We start from the raw sequence: 25,912 nt of genomic DNA, 5'->3' as shown, positions 1-25,912 counted from the left end.
TTATGAAAACTGCCATCATTCAACTTCCTGGATTAAATCGTGATCGAGATATGGTTGCAGCATTACATCATATAACGGGAGCTGAACCACTAAAGATTTGGCAAACAGAAACAACAATTCCAGATGTAGATGTTATTATCATTCCTGGTGGTTTTTCTTATGGTGACTACTTAAGATGTGGTGCTATTGGAGCGCGAACACCTATCTTAAAAGCCATTCGTGAGAAAGCACAAGGAGGAACTACAATAATAGGCATTTGCAATGGATTTCAAATTTTGTTGGAAGCGAGATTATTACCAGGTACTTTAATGCGAAATGCTTCCTTGAAATTTGTTTGTCGTGAAATCAAACTTGAAGTTGTTAACGCTAAAACAAAATTTTCTCGATATTATTCTAAAGGGCAAATTATTCGTTGTCCTGTTGCCCATCACGATGGAAATTACTTTGTTGACAATGAAACATTAAAACAAATGGAAGATAATGAACAAATTGTTTTTCGCTATGCAGAAAATACAAATCCTAACGGTTCAATGAAAGATATTGCTGGAATTGTTAATAAAGCTGGTAATGTTCTCGGTATGATGCCTCATCCTGAAAACTTTATTGAGCCCGCCCATGGAGGTATTGACGGTCGTTTATTTTTTCAAGGTGTTTTAGAGTTAGTAAATGGGTGATGCTAGAAACCCCTTGTACTCCATAACTGTAAAAAAGATCTATATTCCGTATTAATGAGTCTATGACCGGCGTTCTTCACAAACAACAGTGGATATTATTCTCTAAATACATAACTATTTAAGACCGGTTTGAGTCTTAAGTCTCACTAAACAAACGAGTAAAATTTTCAGCTTCGGGTCTATGAATATTTTTATTATTAAACAACATTATTGCTATAATATAGGCTGCTAGATTAAAAAATAAAAATGCTAAATTTCGATTAATTTGATGGATAAATACTTATGAAGCCTTGTAATAACATCACTATCACACCAGAGCTCATTGCGCAACACGGTCTAAAAGAGGATGAGTATCAACGTATTTTGACGTTAATCGGTCGAGAACCAACATTTACTGAACTGGGAATTTTTTCTGCCATGTGGAACGAACATTGTTCCTATAAATCCTCTAAAAAATGGCTAAAAACCCTTCCAACAGAAGGAAAATGTGTCATTCAAGGTCCTGGTGAAAATGCTGGTGTTGTCGATATTGGTGAAGGACAATGTATTGTTTTCAAAATGGAAAGCCACAACCATCCTTCTTATATTGAACCTTATCAAGGTGCGGCAACAGGCGTTGGTGGTATTTTACGTGATGTCTTTACAATGGGAGCTCGTCCTGTTGCTGCTATGAATGCATTGCGATTTGGTTCTCCTGATCACCCACGAACACGCCATCTTGTTTCTGGTGTTGTTTCTGGAATTGGTGGCTACAGCAATGCTTTTGGCGTTCCAACTGTTGGTGGAGAAGTAAATTTTGATAAGCGTTATAATGGCAATATCCTTGTTAACGCTTTTGTAGCCGGTATCGCAAAGACAGACGCTCTTTTCTATTCTAAAGCACAAGGCATCGGACTTCCCGTCGTTTATCTTGGTGCAAAAACAGGGCGTGATGGCGTCGGTGGAGCAATAATGGCTTCTGCTGAATTTGATGATTCAATCAGAGAAAAACGCCCATCTGTTCAAGTGGGTGATCCTTTTACAGAAAAATGTCTCTTTGAAGCATGCTTAGAGCTCATGGAACTTGGAGCTGTAGTTGCTATTCAAGATATGGGTGCAGCAGGCCTTACTTCTTCTGCTGTTGAAATGGGTGCAAAAGGAAATCTGGGAATACAGCTTAATCTTGATAATGTGCCCGTTCGTGAGGAAAACATGACGGCTTATGAAATGATGCTGTCTGAAAGTCAAGAGCGTATGCTCATGATTCTCAAACCAGAATTAGAAAAGCAAGCAGCAGAAATTTTTCATAAATGGGGGCTACATTTTTCTATTATTGGAAAAACAACCGATGATTTACATTTCCGCGTATTTCATCAAGGGGAAGAAGTTGTCAATCTTCCCATTAAAGAACTCGGTGATGAAGCACCTGTTTATGATCGTCCTTGGCGCGAACCTACAAAAAAAACACCCCTGAAAGCAGAAGATATCAAAAAAATTAAAAATCTTGATGATGCACTTTTAACCTTATTGAATTCTGCTGATCAAAGTTCACGGCGATGGGTTTATGAACAATATGATACTCTTATTCAAGGAAATAGCCTTGTTTATCCAGGAAGTGATGCAGGCGTTATCCGTATAAGCAACAATAGCAAACGTGCTCTTGCTTTTTCTTCTGATGTAACACCTCGGTATTGTGAAGCCGATCCTTATGAAGGAGGAAAACAAGCTGTCGCAGAATGCTGGCGAAATATTAGTACGACAGGTGCAATACCACTGGCCGCTACAGATAATCTCAATTTTGGTAATCCTGAAAAACCTGAAATTATGGGACAACTAATTTTTGCTATTAAAGGTATAGGGGAAGCTTGTAGAATCCTCGACTTTCCTATCGTTTCAGGCAATGTTTCTCTTTACAACGAAACAAATGGGGAAGCTATTCTTCCGACCCCCACAATTGCTGGAGTAGGCCTTCTTAAGGATTGGTCTAAATTGGTAACAATAAGTGGTATGCAAAATGGAGATAGTATCATTTTAGTGGGAGATTGTGGTTCTCATTTAGGACAATCAATCTATGCGCGTAATATTTTAAATATTGATGCAGGCACCCCTCCCCCTGTAGATTTACAACTTGAAAAAAAACATGGTCAATTTGTTCGAGATGTTATTAATAGCGGTTTTATTCATGCTGCTCATGACATTTCTGACGGGGGATTAGCGATTGCACTCGCCGAAATGGTAATTAAAGCCAAGAAAGGAATCAAAATAAAATTAAGCAATAAATCCCCGCATCATGCAGAACTTTTTGGAGAAGACCAAGGACGTTATCTTTTAGCTGTCAAGCCTCATGCTCTCAGCAGTCTTAAAAAGCAAGCACAAATCAATACCATTTCTTTAACAGAGCTTGGTAGAGTTGAGGGGGATTCGCTCAATATCGAAGGAATCTTAACCCTTTCGGTAGACAAACTTACACAAGCCTATGAAAACTGGTTTCCACAATTTATGGGTGAAGAATAAATTTTTTTTTCTCAAATAGCTCTTACAAAAAGGAGAATAATGATGGCAATGAGTGCCCATGCAATTGAAACGCTTATTCGTGAAGGCATTCCCGATGCCACCGTAAGAATTCGTGATCTTGCTGGTGATGGAGAACATTATGCTGCAGAAGTTATTTCTGAAAGCTTTCGCGGTAAAACTCGTCTTCAACAACATAAAATGGTCTATGATGCCCTTAAAGGTAATATGGGAAATGATCTTCATGCCTTAGTGTTGCAAACAAATATCCCAAAATAATCTAAAATTTCTTCTTGCATTCATTCATTTAAAGAGTATGAGTATAGATTGCGCACTTGTAAAAATCTGAAATATCGAGGGATAAAAATGACAACAGTTTATGATTTTATTGATAACGAAATTAAAACAAACGATGTCATTTTATTCATGAAAGGAACGCCTAATGCTCCGCAATGTGGGTTTTCAGGGCAAGTTGTTCAAATTCTTGACTATTTAGGATTGAATTATAAAGGAATTAATATCTTAACTTCTGTCGAGTTGCGTCAAGGAATTAAAGATTACTCAAATTGGCCAACAATTCCACAACTTTATGTCAAAGGTGAATTTATTGGAGGCTGTGATATTGTTAAAGAAATGTTTCAAAGCAATGAATTGCAGGAACTTTTGAAAGAAAAAAATATTTCCTGTCATCAATCATAGGTATCTTTTATTTAAACTCTTAAAAAAGAGTTTTTCCAGCCAAAATTTTTATTTCAAGGATGCCATATGTCATATTTAATCGATAAACAAACACATAGTGATGCAATTGGAAAAAGAATTGGCTATAAAGAATTTGTTATTCTTATTGCTTCGCTCATGGCTACTAATGCTATAGCTGTTGATATTATGCTTCCAGCTATGCCCAATATTTTGGATGGATTAAATATTCTCAATGAAAATGATCAACATTATATCATTTCGAGTTATCTTATTAGCTATGGTATTGCTCAAATATTTTTCGGTCCAATAAGCGATCGGTATGGACGACGTAGGCTTATTCTTATTGGGCTTGCTTTTTATTCATTTACGGCAATCGGCTGTGCCTTTGTAACGGATCTTTCTCTCTTACTCATTCTACGTATCTTGCAAGGTATTGGAGGAGCTGCTATGCGCGTTCTTACGGTTTCTGTTGTACGTGATCTTTACAGTGGACGAAAAATGGCAGAAGTTATGTCTATTGTTATGATGGTTTTTCTTGTAGCACCAATGGTCGGCCCAGCAGTCGGACAGATTATTCTACTGCTTGGGTATTGGCAATTTATCTTTATTTTCATGGCAATGGTTGGTTTCGGCTTAATGATTTGGATTCAATTACGCTTGCCTGAAACACATCATGAACAATGCCCTCTTTCTTTTTCTGCAGTCAAACAAAATTTATGGATTATTGTAACTAACCGTACAACACTTTGCTACACACTTGCAACTTCCATTATTTTAGGCTGTATTTTTATTGCTGTTAATACATCCCAACAAACTTATGAAGGAATTTATAACTTAGGCTTTTGGTTTCCTATAGCATTTGCAATCGGTGCTGCATTTCAAGCTTTCTCATCATTTATCAATTCTCAACTTGTCGGACTTCTTGGAATGAGACGTATTGCCCATACTATGCTTTTTCTCTTTTGTGTCACTTCCTGTATTTGGTTTATTGGATCGATTTTAGCAGATGGTGTTATCCCTTTTCCTTTTTATATGACGTTATATTGCATATTAATGTTTACCTGTGGTGGCATGATAGCTAATTTTAATACACTTGCTCTCGAATCTGCAGGAGAAATTGCTGGAACCGCATCTTCTGTATCCGGATTTCTTCAAACATCTATCGGTGCAGGAGTTAGTTTCTTTATAGCACAACAATTTGATGAAACAACTATCCCAAACTCAGCAGGATTTTTCTTTCTGAGTGTTATTGCTATACTTCTTGTCTTATGGGCTGAACGCGGTCATCTTTTTAGACAATGTCATAGCAATCCTAACGAATAAACATTGCCATCAAAGATTAATAACACCTCTCCTAGATGATAAGCAAATATTTAATCGCTCCAAATAGGGCATTTTTGCGTTAAACATTCACATATTTATTTTAAATATACACCTCTCAAAGCATTAAATCATTTCACGACAGCACCTATAAATAATATAATGATAAAAAATCTAAAAACCATTGAATACCAATATTTTTACTTAATAAAGATCCAAACGATTATCATGATATTATTTATAAGTAATTGATTTATAATGATAATTTATTGTTTTTTTATGTTGAATTAGAGTCTCGAATAACGTAAGATTCTCTCATTTCAAACCTGCTTATCTTGAATCAATCAAAACCTCTCTTTTGCACATCACAAGTAGGATGAGTGTGTGGATCAAATTTGTATAAAAAGGAGTAAAAATGCTCCTTATGAACCGCCTTAATGCAAGAGCTGTCGCAACATTGAGAGCTAGAAAATATAATGATAGTGCTGGCTTGTTACTTCACAAACGTAAAGATGGAGGTGTTCAATGGATTTATCATTATACCATTTCCCATTTCCTGAAAACACAATCACTGCCCTAGAAAAAAATGTTTTTATTGTTTCAAAAACTCTTGTATTTCATTGAAATGATTTATAAGAAGAATTTTTTATTCTTTTTTTTCAATAGCTTTTATGGGCGCTGGCTTCTTCATCTTATGACATGCAAGCAAATAGTTTTGATTAACTTAACTTGGACAAAATCAGAATAAATAAATTAACCTTATAAATCAATATATCATAAAGCTATACAGGATTTTCCTGTTTATAAAATGCATTTAATTAGTAAATTTTCCTGATTTTGGAAATTCTTTTGGAACCAAACGCCCTACTCCCGCACGCATTCCCATCCATTCAATGAGATCATCAGCTTGACGGTTAAAGATTCGATTAGCCGTATCTTTCCAACTTAAACCTTCTGATAAATTAAAAGTCTTTGCATCAACAATACCACCTTTTTTGTAACGCTGTAAGCGAACACCTTTACCACGATTCATTTCTGGTATTTGTTCAATAGCAAAAATAAGCATTTTGCGATTTTCACCAACCACTGCAATATGATCACCATTTACCGGAATACAAAGTCTTACCTTATCAGGATATTTTACATTCATTACTTGCTTTCCTTTTCGTGTATTGGCAATCACTTCTGCAGCACGGACAATAAAACCATTTCCGTGAGATGAAACCAAAAGTAGTTTTTCCTCTGCATGATGTACAAAAGCTGTCAGAACATCATGCCCATCGTCCATATCGATTAAAAGACGGATGGGGTCACCATGCCCTCGCCCTCCAGGCAAATTATTTGCACCAATAGCATAAAACTTCCCACCAGTGCTTATCAGCACAATCTTGTCTGTTGTAAATGCTGGAAATGCTACCTTTAAACTGTCTCCTTCTTTAAAAGAAAGTACTTTATAATCGTTCAAGTGTCCCTTCAAAGCACGCATCCATCCCTTTTCAGAAACGACAATAGTAACCGGTTCTTTTTCAATCATTGCTTGTTGGATATCATCAAGATCATGTTTTGGTGCCTCTTCAAATGTCGTACGTCTTTTTCCTAAGAAAGTTTCAGGACCAAAAGTATTTCGAATCTTTTTGATTTCTTCTGAAATTATTTTCCATTGTTTTATAGGAGAGGCCAATAAATTTTGTAGTTTTTCTTTTTCAACTTTAAGGGTTTCAAATTCCTTACGAATTTCAAATTCCTCAAGCTTACGTAAAGAACGCAAACGCATATTAAGAATAGCTTCAGCTTGATTTTGTGTTAATTTAAAATGACTGATCAGCTGCTTTTTAGGTTCATCCTCTTCACGAATAATTTGAATGACCTCATCGAGATTCAAATAAGCAATAAGATACCCATGGAGCATTTCCAATCGACCTTCAATTTGCTCAAGCCGATAACGCGAGCGACGAATGAGCACTTCCTGCCGATGTTCAAGCCATTGCTGTAAACTCTCGCGCAAAGAAAGAACATTGGGTCTTCTTCCAGAAGACAAAACATTAAGATTAAGAGGAAACCTCACTTCAAAATCCGTTAATTTAAAAAGGGATTCCATAAGAAGTTCAGGATCAACAGTACGATTTTTAGGAACAAGCACGATACGGATATCTTCTGCTGACTCATCTTGAATATCCTCAAGCATCGGCAATCGCCGCGCAAGCAATAATTCCGCAGTTTTTTCGATAAGGCGTGATTTTTGAACTTGGTAGGGAATTTCGGTCACAACGATCACATAAGAACCACGACTGCCAGTTTCCTGATACCAACGCGAACGCAATCGAAAAAAACCCCGACCTATACGATAAGATTCCTTAATACTTTTTTTAGGCTCAACCAAAATGCCACCGGTTGGGAAATCCGGTCCCAGCACAAATTGATTTAAATCCTCATCATGTGTATCAGGATGTGCAATCAAATGCAGCGCTGCATCACAAAGCTCTGCAACATTATGGGGGGGAATAGATGTCGCCATACCAACAGCAATACCAGAGGAACCATTTGCTAAAAGATTAGGGAAAGCGCTTGGTAACACAACAGGCTCCCAATCTTCTTCATTATAAGTCAAACGAAAATCAATAGCATTTTCATTAATTCCTTCAAGTAATAATGCAGCTACTTCAGTCATGCGTGCTTCCGTATAACGCATAGCAGCAGCATTATCACCATCAATATTACCAAAATTGCCTTGACCATCAACCAATGGATAACGAACTGCAAAACTTTGAGCTAGGCGCACCAAAGCATCATAAATAGCTGAATCTCCATGAGGATGGAATTTTCCCATAACATCACCGACAATCCGCGCACATTTCGCATAAGACTGTCCAGGGTTTAATTTGAGAAGACGCATTGCGTGAACAATCCGCCGATGAACAGGCTTCAATCCATCACGAACATCAGGCAATGCACGGTGCATAATTGTAGAAAGCGCATAAGCCAAATAACGTTCCTGTAAAGCAGAACGTAATTCTATTGGTTCAACATATTCCTTATCAAACGGTGAATTCATTTTATCAGACATAGTATTAAAATAACAATTCTCACAATAATAAGAAATTATTATAGGACTTATTTAATGAAGAATTTTATGAGTCAGATTTTTTATTAAAAGTCATCTACATAAAAATAAACATTGCAATTAAAACATGAACAGAAAATTATATCAATTTGAAAAATTTATACATGTTCTGCCTCTTTACCATAAGTAATATATGAAAATACTTAATACATTATCGAAAACTTTTTTAAATATCTTTTTTAAGTAATAAAAAACAAAAGAAAGAAATAATATTTCATTATCAAATCAAGATAACTGGCATTAAAAAATAAATAATATTAAGACACTTTACGAACTATTTTTATGAGCAGAAGCCACGCGGATTCCTAAATCACGTAATTGTGTAGAAGTAACATCAGATGGAGCACTCATTAAAAGATCAAGCGCCTGCTGATTCATAGGAAATAAAGAAACTTCACGCAAATTTTTAACATCTTGCAACAGCATAATGATACGGTCAATTCCCGCAGCCATACCACCATGTGGTGGAGCTCCATAATGGAATGCACGATACAGAGCACCAAAACGATCTTCCACGACTTCTTTAGAAAGTCCTGCAAGTTCAAAAACCTTAAGCATCATTTCTGGTAAGTGATTACGAATGCCACCTGATGCAATCTCATAACCATTGCAAACAAGATCATATTGAAAAGCTTTAAGAGTAAGAGGATCTTGACAGGCAAGAGCATTTTCTCCCCCTTGAGGCATGGAAAAAGGATTATGTGCAAAATCAATTTTTTTCTCATCTTCATTCCACTCAAAAAATGGAAAATCAACAATCCACGCCAAAGCAAAACTCTCTCTATTGAGAAGATTTAATTCTTCTCCTACCCGTGTACGAGCCATTCCAGCAAAAGATGCAATTTTTTTTGGATCTCCAGCCACAAAAAAACAAGCATCACCACTTTTAAGTCCAAGTTGTATCCGAAGCGCTTCAACTCGCTGTTCACCAATATTTTTGGCGATAGGTCCTGCTCCTTCGATCTTTTTTTCTTCTTCACGCCAGAAAATATAACCAAGCCCTGGTTGCCCCTCTCCCTGTGCCCATATATTCATACGATCACAAAAAGCACGACTTCCACCCGTTTTAGCAGGAATAGCCCAAACTTGGGCATTTTCATCATTTGCTAAAATCTGAGCAAAAACTTTGAAACCAGAATTATAAAAATACTGAGAAACATCTTCCATAATGATCGGATTACGTAAATCAGGCTTATCAGAACCATATTTCTGCATTGCTTCATCATAAGAAATGCGAGGAAAGCTCTGTGTCACAGTTTTTCCATCTGCAAATTCTTCAAAAATAGAACGCATAATAGGTTCCATCGTTCTTAAAACATCCTCTTGCTCAACAAAACTCATTTCAACATCTAATTGATAAAATTCTCCAGGAAGACGATCTGCTCGTGGATCTTCATCCCTAAAACATGGAGCAATTTGAAAATAACGATCAAAACCTGATATCATTAACAACTGTTTATACTGCTGTGGAGCTTGTGGTAGTGCATAAAATTTTCCCTGATGAACACGACTTGGAACCAAAAAATCACGCGCCCCTTCCGGCGATGAAGCTGTCAAAAGTGGCGTTGTAAACTCCGTAAAACCATTATTTTGCATAGCTCGTCTCATGGCAGTAATAATTTCAGTCCGACGCATAATATTTTTGTGCATAGTTTCCCGACGTAAATCAAGAAAACGATACTTCAAACGAATATCTTCTGGATAATCAGGCTCGCCGAAAACCGGTAAAGGCAGCTCATCAGATTGTGAAAGAATTTCTACCTCTTGTGCAAAAATTTCAATTTCACCTGTTGGAAGCGTCGCATTAATAACCTCATCAGAACGTGCACAAACCTCTCCATCCACACGAATAACCCACTCAGAGCGTACTTTTTCCATAACTTTAAAAGCTGGTGAAGCAGAGTTGGCAATAATTTGCGTGATTCCAAAATGATCACGTAAATCCACAAACAGAATTCCTCCATGATCACGAACACGATGAACCCATCCTGAAAGACGAACTTGTGTTCCTACATCACATCTACGAAGAGCTGCACAATGATGACTGCGATAACGGTGCATATTTTTTGCCTTTGATTATAATACTTACATGCGTTACAAACGCTTTTTAATAATCATTTGTCAAGATATGAGAATAAAAACTCGAAAATAAAATCAATAAAGGACAAATTACAGTAAAATTATGAATCTTATTACACAAACAACAGATCTTAAAATTGCACTTGCTGCACTACATACTTCTGATTTTGTAACAGTTGATACTGAGTTTATCCGCGAAACAACTTTTTGGCCTCAACTGTGTTTAATCCAGCTCGCATCACCAGATGTTACTGTTTTAATTGATCCCATAGCACCAAATATTGATTTACAACCGTTCTTTGACCTTATGATCGATAAAAAAGTTGTAAAAGTCTTTCATGCCGCCCGCCAAGATATTGAAACGATTTATCATCTTGGGGGTGTTATTCCTTACCCTCTCTTCGATACGCAAATAGCAGGATCAATTTGTGGATTTGGTGATTCTATCTCCTATGATCAAATTGTACAACACTGCACAGGGCATCATCTTGATAAATCCTCCCGTTTTACAGACTGGAGTTATCGCCCTTTATCTGAAAAACAACTGCTCTACGCTCTTGCCGATGTAACCTATCTAAGAGATGTTTACTTATTATTGAAAAAAAGATTAGAAAAAAATCAACGTGCTCACTGGATGAATGATGAAATAACAACCCTTTTAAATCCTAAAACCTATGATATGCCAGAAGATGAAGCATGGAAAAAAGTGAAAGGAAAAGTTAAAAAACCACGTGAACTCGCTATATTACAAAAGATAGCAGCTTGGCGTGAACGTGAAGCGCGAAGATACAATATGCCACGTCGCCATATCATGAAAGATGAATGTCTTATAGAAATAGCAACCCAACAACCAAAAGATAAATCTGCATTAAAACGATTGCGCGGTCTTAATAAGAATTGGGATAAACTCCCAATTGCTCAATCATTAATCAAAGCTATCCATGATGGCTTAGAATTAGATCTTTCTACTTTACCCCCCATTCCTAAATATAACCCCCTCAATGATACGCCCGACGCTGTTATCGATCTTCTCAAAGTGTTATTAAAACTTGTTGCAAATGAAAATAACATTGCTCCTAAAATTATTGCAACATCCAATGATTTAGAAAAAATCGCCAACGGAGAAATAAAGAAAAATATTCCCGCTATGAATGGTTGGCGTTATGAAATATTTGGTCAAAAGGCCGAACAACTGCTACAGGGTCAAATAGGCTTTTACTTTAATGATGGGAAAATAAGCACAAAACAACTTTAATTTACATTCCTCTACATACTGAAATTTCCATGAAGCTTTCTAAAGGAAAAACCGCCTTATGTCACAATAAGACGGGAATTAAAAGAAAAAAATTTTACAATTGCATTTTAATAAACCAATTTCATTTGAAAGATGTAGAAAGATCTCTGAGTAAATTTAAAAACTTAAACAGCAAATTCTCATTAAAAATAACACCTAAATCTTTATCAGGTCGACCAAATAGCAACTAAAATACCTAACAATAGCACCTATAAGACATACAACATGAATAAATTAGGATGAAAAATCAAAAAATTTCAAAAGCGAGAGGCTGTTTTATTATTTTTGATAACTTCCTTAATCGTCCAAGAGGGCGTTCTCCTAATAATTCAGCATAATTCTTTGGAATCCGTAGAATAATCTGACCTGTTTTTTTATGCCATAATAAATGAGGTAAAATCCCTGCAACAGAAGCACTAAAAAGATAAGCAATACGCATAGTTTCACCAAGAATACGTGCTTTTTCAATTATATTTTGAGTTGCTAACTGGAAAATGGGAAGAGATTCTTTATCAACCAGTGAATTCGTATTGCGAAAAAAAACAGCAAGCGCTGCATAAAGGCGTCCTTCATGTGAAATTCCTGGATAAGATCCTAATGCTATCTGATTTGCCGCTTCATTGTCTCGATAATCTGGATGTATACGCCAACCAATATCAGCAAGAAGACAAGCAGCTTGGCGATAACGGTATTCATTTTCAGTTTCTGAAATTCCAAAAACTTCAAAGGCATTCGTCGTAAAATCAATAAGCTCTTTTGCTTGTTTGGGCGAACGTGCCCGTAAAATAGCCATTTCTGTGCACGCTGCAATAAGAGGATCTGAAATACGAATCTCCTGTGGCAATCGTGAATAAAGAAAACCTTCACGAACTCCAGCACCAGAAAAGATTATCTTTTCAAATTTCATACATTGAATGAGTTCAATAAGAACTATTGCACCATAAGATAAAAGTTTCCGACGATTCTCTGAAACTGCTGCAATTCCTCTCATATTATCAATATTGCCACTTGCTACAAGACGTAAAAATTTCTCCAGTTCAACGGCATCAACTTCATAGCCATGCATAACAGGGAGCCTATAGTGTTTCACTGCCATATGAAGTTTTGCCAAATTACGCCATGTCCCCCCTACTGCATAAAAATAACGTGTTATACCTTTACGCGTACGGGGAACGAAAGATTTATAAAATTGCTCATGTACAATTTTTGTAGCTACAACACTATCGTTATTTGACATATACTGTAGCCGTAAACCACCTAACGGAAGCGTTATTCCTTCACCGACATCAGAATAATTGATATCAATCAGCTCGAGACTTCCACCACCAAGATCCCCAGAAATACCCTTTGGTTGATAAAAGGTAGACACAACTCCATATGCTGAATACATAGCTTCTTCACTTCCTGAAAGAAGATATATTTTATTTTGCAAAATATCCTCAGCTTGCTGAATAAACGCCACGCCATTTTTTGCATCTCGTGCTGCTGCCGTTGCCAAAATATAGACCTCATCTGCTCCAATTCGCCAGCAAAGTGCACGAAACCTTTTCAGTGTTTGCAACGCCATTTTCATCGATTTTTCTTCTAAAAATCCTGTTCTTGCCACACCGTGACCGAGACCACAAAGAACCTTTTCATTAAACAAAACCGTTGGTGAACGAACAAGCCCCTCATAAATAACCAACCGAACAGAATTTGAGCCAATGTCAATAACAGCAACAGGTTTACACCCTTTTAGCCGGCCTTGAGCATCTATATATGTCATTGGATTTCAGTCTTTACGTATTTCGATTTGTTGCCTATGCAACGCCACCAAGCGCGAAACAGAAGATTCAAAAGACTCATTTCCCCCCGCAAGACTTGTATTGGTCATAAAATATTCCTGCGCATTAAACAGATTTTCACCTTCTTTTGGTATGATACGCTTTGATGTTCCATCTTTGAATATATCAAAACTTTGTTGATTATCAATGAGATTAGCCAACATAATTTGCAAAAGAATCTGCCGATGCACTGTTTTATTAAAAACTGGAACCAATATTTCAATACGATGATCTAGATTCCGAGGCATCATATCAGCAGAACCTAAATAAACAAGTGCATTTTCATTAGGTAAATCTCGACCATTTCCAAAACAGAAAATGCGACTATGTTCAAGAAAACGCCCTACTATTGATTTTGCACGAATATTATCCGAAATTCCTGGAATACGAGGACGCAAACAACATATTCCTCGCACAACCAAATCGATTTTCACCCCTACTTGACTGGCACGATATAAAGCATCAATAATTTCAGGGTCAACCAATGCATTAACTTTCATCCAAATAGCAGCAATCCTTCCCTGTTGTGCATTCGCAATTTCTCCTTCAATATGCTGAAGAATACGATCACGCAATGTTAAGGGCGAAAAAGCAATCTTCATGGTTTCATTTGGACGCTCATATTGCGCAATATAATTGAATAATAACGCAACATCATGAGCGATATCATCATTCGTGGAAAAAAAAGAAAGATCAGTGTAAGTCTTAGCGTTAACAGGATGGTAATTTCCTGTTCCAAGATGAACATACGAGCAAAGGTGTTTTCCTTCACGCCTCACAACTAGTGACATTTTAGCATGCGTTTTTAATGCAATAAAACCAAAAATAACTTGAACCCCAGCACATTCGAGATCCCGTGCCCAACGAATATTTGCTTCTTCATCAAAACGTGCTTTAAGTTCTACCAAAGCAGTCACGGACTTTCCCTGTTCAGCTGCTTCAATCAAAGCGCTAACAATTGGGCTATCATTTGATGTACGATAAAGAGTTTGTTTAATTTCCACAACATTAGGATCACAAGCAGCTTGACGTAAAAATTGGACAACAACATCAAATGTCTCATAAGGATGATGAATCACAATATCATTCTCACGAATAGCCGAAAAACAATCCCCATTATGTTTACGAATGCATTCCGGAATACGAGGAATATAAGGAATAAATTTGAGATCATCACGGGGAATAGCAACAATCTCTGATACCATATTAAGCGCTAAAAATCCATCAAGGATATTAATACAATTATCAGGAACAGCAAGACAATTCGCTATAAATTGGCGTAAATTCTCTGGCATTTTTGCGTCAAATTCAACTCGAATAACTTGCCCACGTCTTCGCCTTTTAAGAGCAGTTTCAAAAAAATGAACAAGATCCTCAGCTTCTTCTTCTACTTCAATATCACTATCCCGAATCACTCTAAATGTACCAATTCCCTTAACCTCATAATTAGGAAACACTTGTTTAATAAAAAGAAGAATAATATCTTCAGATGCAATAAAACGAAAATGATTGCCCTTTTGAGGAAGAAGAACAAAACGTCTTAAAAGCATTGAAATAGGCAACAACACTGTGCGTAAGTGTTGATCAGTTCCTCGAGTCAACTGGACCGCAAGAGAAAGCCCTAAATTAGGAATAAATGGAAAAGGATGAGTAGAATCAACAGGAAAAGGTTTTAGAACGGGAAAAATTGTATCAAGAAAATATTCTTCAAGCCATAATTTTTCAACTTCTGAAAGATCATCAGAACAAATAATTTCAATATCATTCTTTTTTAATTCATCACGTAAAACATTTAATTTTCGTAGCTGCTGAGCCTGCAACTGTGAAATCTCAGCTAACACAACATCAAGTTGTTCCTGTGGTGTACATCCATCTGCACTGCACGCTGTAACATGAGCACGAATTTGAGCGGCAAGTCCTGCAACACGAACCATAAAAAATTCATCAAGGTTTGTTGCTGAAATCGAAAGAAATTGTAGACGTTCTAATAAAGGATTTTTCGAATTATCCGCTTCCATCAAAACACGATTATTAAATTGAAGCCATGAAAACTCTCGATTAATAAACCGTGCCGGATTTTTCATTGTTATATCCGATCTAGAAATTTTATCTGCCACCCTCTTTTCCATATATTGTAACTAAACTTCTTTTATACTTTCTAAAATCCTTTTAAAAAACATCTCACATAACATTTTAGAATAAGTTATCATCATAAGAATATATCAATGCCTAACTTTTCTTAATCATATTTCCATTTAATATTTTAAAATACTTGGAGCGAGCTCAATACGCAAAGCACTAAAAACACGACTACTCTTCTAATATAGCATAAAAGAGGAACAATTTGCCTTAAAGCATCTTGCATTATTATAAGCTTTATTACAAACTCATACTTATAAAATAGCAAAGCTCTATCATTAAGATGATGAGAAAATTTACTTTGGAGTTCATCTGCCATGGCTGATCACAGTGTTCCCCATTTCCAAAATGATCTTGGATATAAAATAATCGAAATTGGTGTAAAAGAGTTTATGTGTGCCGGTGCGACACAACCATTCGATCATCCTCATATCTTTATCGACATGGGAGCAGCTGATGAAAGAATTTGCCCTTATTGCTCAACCCTTTATCGTTATGTTCCCTCGCTATCGTCCAATCAAACGAACCCTTCAGGGTGTTTATATCATCCAGACAAGCTATTATAATGTGTTGTTGAACTTTCTTAAATAACCGCTTTTTAAATTCTGCTTAGTTAATATGAAATCGTTTGTGGTTCAATCACCCATCATCGTTGGAGGAGGAATTGCTGGTTTAAGTACCGCTTTAGCGCTTGCTCATAAAGGAATTGCAAGCACCATTCTCGAAAAGTGTAAACAGCTTGAAACGATAGGTGCTGGTATTCAACTTACTCCAAATGCAACATCTATTCTCGCACACTGGAAACTTCTTAACAAACTCACCGAAGTTGCTACAATACCACATTTTCTTGAGTTAAAAGATGGAATATCTTTAAAAATACGTCTACGTGCCCATCTTATCAATCTAACGGAAAAATCTTGGAAAGCCCCTTATATAACGATTCACCGTGCGGCTTTACAAAAAATTTTATATAATGCAGTGATTGAAAATCCTTTGATCAAATACAAGACAGGCAAAGCTGTTGTTGCATCTACCCCCTCTGCAACCAACATTAAAATAACAACAATAAAAACAGATACAACAATACAACAGCAGCAGCTTTATTCAACCCCTCTCCTAATCGGATGTGATGGAGTTTGGTCAACGTTACGGCAACAATCTCCTTTTTATGAAAAAGCGACTTTTAGTGGTTTTATTGCTTGGCGTGCAACAACAACATTTGATAATCTTCCTAAAAGCTTTCGTTCTTCGTTGCAAAATATGAAAACAATTACAGCGTGGATGGGCCCCCAAAATCATCTTATTGTCTACCCTATTCAATCGTCAGAAAAAACTTTTAATTTTGTCGCCATTACGCATGGAGAGCATTCAAAAGAAGGATGGGCACATAAAGGAGATAAAGAAAAACTCAAGTCTCTTTTTAAAGCTTGGAATTCAAAAATTTTACAAATCTTTGATCATATTGACGAATGGAGATATTGGCCTCTCTTTCAAATGAAACAGAATCGTTTTCTAGGTTTAGAAAGACAAGTATTTGTTGGCGATTGTGCACATGCAGCTTTACCTTTTGCAGCGCAAGGCGCTGCTATGGCAATCGAAGATGCCGCCATATTAGCAGAAGTACTTTCATTGAAAGATCTTTCATTAATGAAAGCACTTTCACTTTACGAAACAACACGCATCCCCCGTCTTGCAGCAGTTAAAAAACGAGGAGATTTCAATAGATTAGTCTATCATGCAACCGGTCCTCTAGCAATCGCACGTAATCTCATGATGAAAATTCGTACATCAGAGAGCATTATGTCAAATCTCAATTGGCTTTATATGTATGATGCTATGAATTCTATACAAAATAATGATAAAAACTTATAAAATCCTTCTAATACTTTGAATATTACAAAGAAAAAAGAGTTTTTCGAATTTAGAACACTGAAAATCAATCATAATTTACTAAAAACAAAAGCAAAAATACCTCCCCCAAATAGCTCCCACCTTCTAATCTTGCTTTAACTCAATTCTACATTGATAACTCCCTGAATTAATTTCATAGTATTTGCAACATGCGAATTCACATTATATCGCTTGGGAAGCACAATCTCGATTTCTCGCAATCCATCTTCTTGAATTAAAACAATCCCAACTTCTCCATTGCCCCCAAGCTTTAAATTTTTCTCAATTTGTGGAAGCATATCAACTGTTTTTATAAAAAGACGCATCATTTTATGCTGCTGTAATGATTCCTCTTCCAAAGACTGAATCGTCTCAATGCGCAAACTAACCCCTTCAGAGCGATTTTCCGCGCTCACCGTAATAATAAAAGATTTTCCGGGTACTAGTATCTCCTCATAATTCGAGAGTGCTTCAGAAAAGAGAACCGCCTCATATTGTCCACTTGTATCAGAAAAATGAATAATTCCCATTTTTTTACCAGATCTTGTTTTGCGCACGTTTTTTGCCACAACAGTTCCAGCAAGTCGTGCAGCCGTTGCCCCTGCTTTAACGGCATTGGCAAAATTACCCCAAGTCTGAACACGCTTTTTCATAAGAATACCTTGATACTCATCCAATGGATGAGCTGAAAAGTAAAAACCTATAGCTTGAAATTCTCGATAAAGCTTCTCAGCCGGCAACCAAGGGGAAGATTGCGCTAAAATTAAGGGCTCTTTTAATCCGCCTGCCACACCAAATATATCAACCTGCCCGCTAGAATTGTCATCGAGAATACGAAGTGCCCGCGCATGAAGAGCCCCAAGATTCGCTAATAAAATCTCACGTGCAATATTAAAACAATCAAAAGCACCAGCGAAAATCAAACTTTCCATCGCACGCTTATTAACAATACGAGGATCAACACGTGCACAAAAATCTTCCAAATCTTTAAAAGTCTTATTTCCACGACAAGCGACGATATGATCTACAACTGTCTCTCCCACACCTTTAATAGCAGCAAGAGAATAATAAATACAATTATCACCAACTTCAAAAATACGATGCGATGTTTGTATGGAAGGTGCAATAACTTCAATACCCAGCCTTAATGCTTCACGCCGAAAATCATTTAACTTATCCGTATTCGTCATATCATACGTCATTGAAGCAGCTAAAAATTCAACGGGATAATTTGCTTTCATATAGGCTGTTTGATAAGAAACAATTGCATAAGCAGCAGCATGTGATTTATTAAAACCATAATCGGCAAATTTTGCTAAAAGATCAAAGATAATATCAGCTTGATCTTTATCAACACCACCAGCAACGGCTCCATTGATAAAACGCGTACGCTGTTTTTGCATTTCTGCATGAATTTTTTTCCCCATAGCACGACGTAATAAATCAGCTTCCCCAAGCGAATAGCCAGCCAGCACCTGAGCAATCTGCATCACTTGTTCTTGATACACAATAACACCTTGCGTTTCTTTAATCAGATGATCTATTTTAGGATGGATAGAAGCGATTTTCTCTTCTCCGTGTTTACGTGCATTATAGGTTGGAATATTCTCCATTGGACCAGGACGATAAAGTGCAACCAGCGCAATAATATCTTCAATACGATCTGGCCTCATTCCAATCAGAGCCTTGCGCATACCAGAACTTTCCACTTGAAACACACCAACTGTTTCACCACGTGCCATCATAGTGTAGGTTGCTTCATCATTCAGTGGAATATTTGACAAATCTATTTTGATTCCTTTTCTGGCAACAAAATCGACTGCCATTTTTAAAACAGTAAGTGTTTTTAACCCAAGAAAATCAAATTTTACCAATCCGGCCTGTTCAACATATTTCATGTTAAATTGTGTAACAGGCATATCGGAACGAGGATCACGATACATCGGTACAAGCTTCCAAAGTGGACGGTCTCCGATAACAATCCCAGCAGCATGAGTCGAAGTGTGACGATAAAGTCCTTCTAACTGGAGTGCTATATCTAATGCGCGCCCAACGACAGGATCTTTTTTCTTTTCTTCATCAAATTTAGGTTCATCCTTAATAGCATCAGCCAACTCCACCTGACTTCCTGGCGTAGCGGGAACCAATTTTGTAAGATAATCCACCTGACGATAAGGAATTTCTAAAACACGGCCCACATCACGCAAAACTGCACGTGCCTGTAACTTACCAAAAGTAATAATTTGAGCAACTTGATCACGTCCATATTTTTTTTGAACATACTGAATAACTTCTTCACGTCTTTCTTGACAAAAATCGATATCAAAATCTGGCATAGAAACACGATCTGGATTCAAAAAACGTTCAAATAAAAGAGAAAAACGCAATGGATCGACATCAGTGATCGTTAATGCATAAGCAACAAGTGAACCAGCACCAGAACCCCGCCCTGGACCAACAGGAATGTCATGAACCTTTGCCCATTTTATGAAATCTGAAACGATAAGAAAATATCCAGAAAATTGCATACGCGTAATAACTGAAACTTCATAATCAAGCCTCTGTTCATAATCTGTAATCGTATACCCTTCCGCCAATCCAATTGTTTCAAGTCTCATTTTTAAACCAGCTTTAGCCTGATTTAATAACTCACTATCTTCTACTTCTAAAGTCGTTTCTGAATTAATAGATTGTTCTATAAAACGAGGCAATATTGGTTTTCGAATGGGCGTAGCAGTATGACAACGAAATGCAATTTCCACACTATTTTCTAAAGCTTCTGGAAGATCAGAAAACAGTGCAACCATTTCATCTTGTGATTTCAAATAATGATCTGGTGTCACACGTTTGCGATCTGGATTAGAGACAATTTGTCCTTCTGAAACAGCCATCAACGCATCATGCGCTTCATACCCCTCTCTCGTTAGAAAAAAGGCTTCATTCGTTGCAACAAGAGGAATTTCATGCGCATAAGCCAATTCAATAAGATCAGCTTCTACTCTCCGGTCATAAGAACTATGCCGTTGTAACTCCACATAAAGACGATCAGCAAAAGATTCTTTCAAATAAATTAAGCGCTCAACAGCGTGCTCTTTTTTTTCCTCTGACAAAGAAAGATTGATAGGTCCTCCCTTACCTCCTGTTAAAGCTATTATACCTTCACTATACACAGACAACCAATCAGCTTTAATATGAGGAGGATCAGTATCACATTTATCAAGATAAGCACGGCTAACAAGATGAACCAAATGAGCATAACCTGTTTCGCTAGCAGCCAATAGAACCATAGAGCAGAAATCAGAAGGATTACGCCATTTAACCAAACGCGAATGATCATTTTTATTACAAAAATCAACAGTAAGCTGACAACCAATAATAGGTTGAACCCCATGAGAAAGACAATGCTGTGAAAATTCCAAGGCACCAAATAAATTATTGGTATCGGTAATAGCGACCGCTGGTGTATGATCTGAAATCGCCTGTTGAACAATCTGGGGAATTTTTAAAGCTCCTTCGAGCAAGGAATACGCTGAATGTACTCTCAAATGAATAAAGCGAGGAAGAGAATTTTTGTTATCTTGCATTTTATTTTTATCTTTTATCACACTTACAATTCCCACTACAAAATAAATGCCAAACAGCCCCCCTTATAAAAGAAAAAACGCTAGTTTATTCTAATCTTTAAAGCCATCCCACATAAACGTGACTTTATTGATATCCATAAGAAAGTTCTATCAGGAAAATACCTCTATTCACAGCAAATAAACGCTTAAAATCAAAAGGAGATAAAGTATATTTCATATAAGCACCTTTATTTGCGCTCTTTTATTACATTTCTCTTTTAAATATTAATTCCTTTTCCTAAAACTCAATGTGTAAATAAAGTAACTACCTTTTTACTGACTTTATCCCCAAAAAGCTTTTCTAAAGGTCTAGAAAAAACAACAAGAGAAGGTTAAATTTTCTCATGCTTCCAAGTCTTCTTTTCCCCCTTTTTAATTCTATTCGAACCCTTTCTGGTATTACACCTAAAGTCTACGGTTTACTGACCAAACTCTTAAATGTTAACCCGACACAACGTGAAGCAACTCTCATTGATCTTCTTCAATTAATGCCATATTCTGTTATAGACCGTCGAATGCGTCCCAATATTGCTTATGCAAAAGAAGGAGATACGGTTACGCTTGAAATTGTCATTGATCAACATCAACCACCACCCCGTGGTTATAACCGAATCCCTTATCGTGTTATTGCTCATGATCAAACAGGAAAAATAAATTTAGTCTTTTTTCATGCCCATCCTCTTTGGCTAAAAAAACAGCTTCCTGAAGGAAAAAAAGTCGTTGTATCAGGAAAGGTTGAATGGTTTAACGGACAACTTACAATGGCACATCCCGACCACATCACCTCAAGCGAACAATCAAATCAGATCCCTCTCATCGAACCTATTTATCCATCGACCACAGGTCTAACTGCAAAGACGCTAAGATGTGCCATACAAAACGCTCTCGATTTTATTCCCCTTCTACCAGAGTGGATAAATGAAAATGTAAAAAAGCAGCAAAACTTTTCTTCTTTTTCTGTTGCTTTACATCGTATCCATGCACCCATTAATCCCGATGATCTATCTTTAGAAAGTACAGCGCGTAAACGTCTTGCTTATGATGAATTGCTCGCTTGTCAATTGGCACTAGGCCTCGTACGTTTGAAAACCAAATCTCTTGTTGGCACTGCTCGACCATCAACAGGAATTTATACTAAAAAGTTACTTAATGTTCTTCCCTTTCAACTTACAACCGGACAAATAAAAGCGGTAGAAGAGATCGCAAATGATCTTGCTTCACCAGAACCGATGCTAAGACTTCTCCAAGGTGATGTAGGCGCAGGCAAAACTGTTGTAGCATTAATGGCAATGGCACAAATTGCTGAAAATTCAGGGCAATCAGCTTTAATGGCACCAACCGAAGTGCTTGCACGACAACATTTTTCTACCATTTCTCGTCTTGCCGAAAAGATTGGATTACAAACAACTCTTTTAACAGGACGAGAAAAAGGAAAATTGCGGACAAATATCCTGAACGATATTTTATCAGGTCAAGTTTCTATTGTTATCGGAACCCATGCTCTCATACAAAATAGCGTTACTTATAACAATCTCGCTTTAACTATTATCGATGAACAGCACCGTTTTGGTGTCCATCAACGTATCGCTCTTACAGAAAAAGGTAATCAACCTAATATGCTAGTGATGACGGCCACGCCCATTCCTCGCACTCTTGTCTTAACAGCTTTTGGCGATATGGATGTATCTAAAATCAAAGAAAAACCAATTGGACGACAACCCATTACAACAGCAACGCTTTCTTTGAAACGTATCGATGAACTTCTCGAGCGAATCGAAATTGCATTAGAAAAAGGAGAAAAACTCTATTGGATTTGTCCTTTAATCGAGGAATCGACAGCTCTTGATCTCACTTCAATTGAAAACCGCTTTGTATTTCTTCGTGAACGCTTTGGAGCACGCGTTGGTATGATCCATGGAAAAATGTCGACAGCAGAAAAAGAAGCCGCTATGACATCTTTTAAATACGGAAATACACGTATTTTAGTTGCAACCACAGTTATTGAAGTAGGGATAGATATTCCAGATGCTTCGATCATTATCATCGAACATGCGGAACATTTTGGTCTTTCACAACTGCACCAATTGCGTGGGCGTGTGGGACGAGGAGATAAAAAATCTTCCTGCATTCTGCTATACAAAGATCCATTGACAAAAACAGCAGCAATGCGCCTTAATATTATACGCAATACAGAAGACGGTTTTGAAATCGCTGAAGAAGATTGGCGCTTGCGAGGAGAAGGAGAGCTTCTAGGAACAAAACAATCCGGCGTACCTGAGTTTCATATAGCAAACCTTGCAGTTCACAGCGATCTTTTGTCAATGGCAAGACAGGATGCACGTTTATTTTTACAACGCGATCCTCATCTTTCTTCTGAACAAGGACAAGCTTTACGGTTGCTTCTTTATCTTTTTGGACACGACAATGCCACACGCCTCTTACGAGCAGGCTAACGATAAAAAAGAACTTTTGATAAAAAATAAAAAAACTCCCTTCAAATTTGATTCCTTTCTTGGAATCACTTCTAGATAACCTAATACAATCCCTACACTATCTTTATGCTTCACGAAAGAATAACAAACCAACAGTTGTATCTTCTCTCTCAACCTGGATTACTCTTGCATTAAAACAGCTGAAGTAATACCATATTTCTTTCCCCATTATATTTACACAACTGAGCCATTTTTTGACAGGTAAGAAATATTTTTATTCTGCCATAAAAGATTTGGTATGAAAAATCCTGTCTTCGGTATCCTCATGCACCAGAGAAAAGTAAGCCGTCATCATAACACAATTTGTTCCACTTGATTATTTTTCAAAAACTTCAGAAATATAAAATCTATTTTTACTCAACCGTAACTGATTTTGCTAAATTACGGGGTTGATCAACATCTGTTCCTAACAAAACAGCCGTATGATAAGCGATTAACTGAATGGGTAGAGCATAAATAATAGGAGCAATAAATTCTGAAATATCTGGCAAAATAATCGTTGATAAAATCTCAAAACTCGCTGCTTCTGCTCCTTTTTTATCAGTTATTAAAATAATACGGCCATTGCGCGCTACCACTTCTTGCATATTAGAAAAAGTTTTTTCAAACCATCGGTCATAAGGCGCCACAACAATAATGGGTATTGTCTCATCCACTAATGCAATTGGTCCATGCTTCAACTCACCTGCTGCATAACCTTCAGCATGAATATAAGAAAGCTCTTTCAATTTAAGAGCACCCTCTAAAGCAATCGGATAAGAAGTTCCACGTCCTAAGTAAAGAACACTTTTTGCATTCATCAAATCACGACAAATACATTCAATTTTACTCTCTAATTTTAAGACCTCATTTAAAATACGTGGAACTTCTGCCAACTGTTGAACCAATTGTTGTTCCATTTGAGCTGAGAGATAACCACGTTGTTTAGCAGCACTAAGTGCTAATGAAGCAAGCGTTGCCAATTGACAGGTAAAAGCTTTCGTTGAAGCAACACCTATTTCCGGTCCAGCAAATGTTGGGAGCATAAAATCAGCCTCCCGTGCCATTGTTGATTGATTAACATTGACAATTGTTGCTGTTTTTATACCCCTCTCACGACAATAACGCAAAGAAGCCAATGTATCAGCTGTTTCACCAGATTGAGAAACAAACAGTGATAATACATTAGATGTTACAGGTGGTTCACGATAACGAAACTCGGAAGCAATATCATTATCAACACTTAAAGCAGCAAATTTTTCAAACCAATAGCGTGCAACTAAGGTTGAGTAATAAGCCGTTCCACAACTCGCAAAAAGAAGTCGATTAATATTTTTCCAATTAATCAAATTCTCAAGTGATCGAACTGCATAATTTCCAAGATCAAGATAATGCGCCAAATTATGCGAAATTACTTCAGGTTGTTCAAACATTTCTTTATGCATAAAATGACGATGATTACCCTTAGAAATCAATAAAGCCCCTTCAAGTAATGTTGTCACAGGGCGTTTTACCGGTTGATTGCGTCCATCGTAAATTGTAACACCTTCCCGTGTGAGAACAGCCCAATCTCCATCTTCCATATAACTAATATGATCAACAAATGGCGCTAAAGCAATAGCATCTGACCCCACAAAAAACTCATCTTTTCCATAACCAATCGCCAGCGGTGGACCAGAACAAGCTGCAATCATAAGATTATCTTCACCTTCAAAAATAAGAGCTATAGCAAAAGTCCCCTGCAGCTTTTTCCAACTTGTGCGCATAGCTTCTTGCGGAGAAAGACCTCTTTTTAATGCACGTGTTATTAAATGCGCAATAACTTCCGTATCTGTCTCTGTTTCAAAGATATAACCATCCTCAATGAGTTCCTTTTGCAATTCTACAAAATTTTCAATAATACCATTATGAACAACCGCAAGCTTTTCAGTCACATGGGGATGCGCATTGCGTTCAACAGCAACTCCATGCGTAGCCCAACGAGTATGGCCAATCCCTAAACTTCCTTTCAAAGGTATTTTTTTTAATTTTTCTTCTAAATGATCAAGTTTTCCTTCAGCACGCATACGATAAAGACGCCCATTATGGACTGTTGCCACCCCAGATGAATCATAACCTCTATATTCAAGGCGTCTTAAACCCTCAAGCAAAGAGGATATGACACAGCTCTTTCCAAGAATTCCAATAATTCCGCACATTTAAAAGCTCCAACCCACATTTTAAGATTTAAATCTTATAAAACAATCCAACAGCCCCTTTATTTAAAACTGTAAATAATAAAATAACTTA

At 37.0% G+C, this 25,912-nt stretch carries 15 protein-coding genes and 1 pseudogene; 10 read left to right on the top strand and 6 right to left on the bottom strand.

All coding sequences use genetic code 11. From position 1 onward, the window contains the following. Positions 1 to 2 precede the first annotated feature (2 nt). From purQ to GGR08_RS02120, 6 genes and pseudogenes are all read left to right on the top strand, one after another. Positions 3 to 674, top strand: coding sequence for a phosphoribosylformylglycinamidine synthase subunit PurQ (gene purQ / locus GGR08_RS02145; protein ID WP_183193762.1), 672 nt, complete (start codon positions 3 to 5; stop codon positions 672 to 674). Positions 675 to 956: 282 nt separating this feature from the next. Further along, entirely contained in the window at positions 957 to 3,167 is a 2,211-nt protein-coding gene (gene purL / locus GGR08_RS02140; RefSeq protein WP_183193761.1) for a phosphoribosylformylglycinamidine synthase subunit PurL, read from the top strand. A gap of 42 nt (positions 3,168 to 3,209) precedes the next feature. Continuing rightward, positions 3,210 to 3,443: a BolA/IbaG family iron-sulfur metabolism protein gene (locus GGR08_RS02135; RefSeq protein WP_183193785.1), complete on the top strand. Its 234-nt coding sequence runs from the start codon at positions 3,210 to 3,212 to the stop codon at positions 3,441 to 3,443. A gap of 87 nt (positions 3,444 to 3,530) precedes the next feature. Continuing rightward, a complete protein-coding gene (grxD, locus tag GGR08_RS02130; RefSeq protein ID WP_183193760.1) occupies positions 3,531 to 3,863 on the top strand; it encodes a Grx4 family monothiol glutaredoxin in 333 nt (110 codons plus the stop codon). A gap of 66 nt (positions 3,864 to 3,929) precedes the next feature. After that, positions 3,930 to 5,186, top strand: coding sequence for a multidrug effflux MFS transporter (locus GGR08_RS02125; RefSeq protein WP_183193759.1), 1,257 nt, complete (start codon positions 3,930 to 3,932; stop codon positions 5,184 to 5,186). 412 nt (positions 5,187 to 5,598) lie between these two features. Then, positions 5,599 to 5,730 (top strand): annotated as a pseudogene (locus GGR08_RS02120) (integrase); the annotation flags it as partial. A 267-nt stretch (positions 5,731 to 5,997) separates the two neighbouring features. On the opposite strand, the gene parC reads toward GGR08_RS02120, so the two are convergent. Together parC and aspS are read right to left on the bottom strand one after the other, a co-directional pair. Then, on the bottom strand, positions 5,998 to 8,247 hold the full coding sequence (gene parC / locus GGR08_RS02115; RefSeq protein ID WP_183193757.1) for a DNA topoisomerase IV subunit A: 2,250 nt from the start codon (positions 8,245 to 8,247) through the stop codon (positions 5,998 to 6,000). A 324-nt stretch (positions 8,248 to 8,571) separates the two neighbouring features. Beyond that, positions 8,572 to 10,365, bottom strand: coding sequence for an aspartate--tRNA ligase (gene aspS, locus GGR08_RS02110; protein ID WP_183193756.1), 1,794 nt, complete (start codon positions 10,363 to 10,365; stop codon positions 8,572 to 8,574). 118 nt (positions 10,366 to 10,483) lie between these two features. Between aspS and rnd the strand changes: the two genes are divergently transcribed. Then, positions 10,484 to 11,638, top strand: coding sequence for a ribonuclease D (rnd, locus tag GGR08_RS02105; RefSeq protein WP_183193784.1), 1,155 nt, complete (start codon positions 10,484 to 10,486; stop codon positions 11,636 to 11,638). A 286-nt stretch (positions 11,639 to 11,924) separates the two neighbouring features. On the opposite strand, the gene GGR08_RS02100 is transcribed toward rnd, so the two are convergent. Together GGR08_RS02100 and GGR08_RS02095 are read right to left on the bottom strand one after the other, a co-directional pair. Beyond that, entirely contained in the window at positions 11,925 to 13,442 is a 1,518-nt protein-coding gene (locus GGR08_RS02100; protein ID WP_183193755.1) for a Ppx/GppA family phosphatase, read from the bottom strand. A gap of 6 nt (positions 13,443 to 13,448) precedes the next feature. Next, positions 13,449 to 15,629, bottom strand: a complete 2,181-nt coding sequence (locus GGR08_RS02095; protein WP_183193754.1) for an RNA degradosome polyphosphate kinase — start codon at positions 15,627 to 15,629, stop codon at positions 13,449 to 13,451. Between the two features lie 327 nt (positions 15,630 to 15,956). Between GGR08_RS02095 and GGR08_RS02090 the strand changes: the two genes are divergently transcribed. Continuing rightward, positions 15,957 to 16,205 carry a zinc-finger domain-containing protein gene (locus tag GGR08_RS02090; protein ID WP_183193753.1) on the top strand — a complete coding sequence of 83 codons (249 nt, stop codon included), beginning with the start codon at positions 15,957 to 15,959 and terminating at the stop codon, positions 16,203 to 16,205. 52 nt (positions 16,206 to 16,257) lie between these two features. Continuing rightward, on the top strand, positions 16,258 to 17,511 hold the full coding sequence (locus tag GGR08_RS02085) for an FAD-binding protein (protein WP_183193752.1): 1,254 nt from the start codon (positions 16,258 to 16,260) through the stop codon (positions 17,509 to 17,511). Positions 17,512 to 17,645: 134 nt separating this feature from the next. Here GGR08_RS02085 and dnaE read toward each other — a convergent pair whose 3' ends face one another. Then, entirely contained in the window at positions 17,646 to 21,134 is a 3,489-nt protein-coding gene (gene dnaE / locus GGR08_RS02080) for a DNA polymerase III subunit alpha (protein WP_183193751.1), read from the bottom strand. A 362-nt stretch (positions 21,135 to 21,496) separates the two neighbouring features. Here dnaE and recG point away from each other — a divergent pair, with 362 nt between their 5' ends. Further along, complete coding sequence (gene recG, locus GGR08_RS02075; RefSeq protein ID WP_183193750.1) at positions 21,497 to 23,605, top strand: ATP-dependent DNA helicase RecG; 2,109 nt, start codon at positions 21,497 to 21,499, stop codon at positions 23,603 to 23,605. 392 nt (positions 23,606 to 23,997) lie between these two features. Here recG and glmS read toward each other — a convergent pair whose 3' ends face one another. Continuing rightward, positions 23,998 to 25,821, bottom strand: coding sequence for a glutamine--fructose-6-phosphate transaminase (isomerizing) (gene glmS, locus GGR08_RS02070; RefSeq protein WP_183193749.1), 1,824 nt, complete (start codon positions 25,819 to 25,821; stop codon positions 23,998 to 24,000). Positions 25,822 to 25,912: the final 91 nt, after the last annotated feature.

The organism is Bartonella fuyuanensis (genome assembly GCF_014197255.1).
Taxonomy (GTDB): Bacteria; Pseudomonadota; Alphaproteobacteria; order Rhizobiales; family Rhizobiaceae; genus Bartonella; species Bartonella fuyuanensis.
Note: the sequence above shows the minus strand (reverse complement) of the source record. Positions and strands in the feature narration are given on the sequence as shown.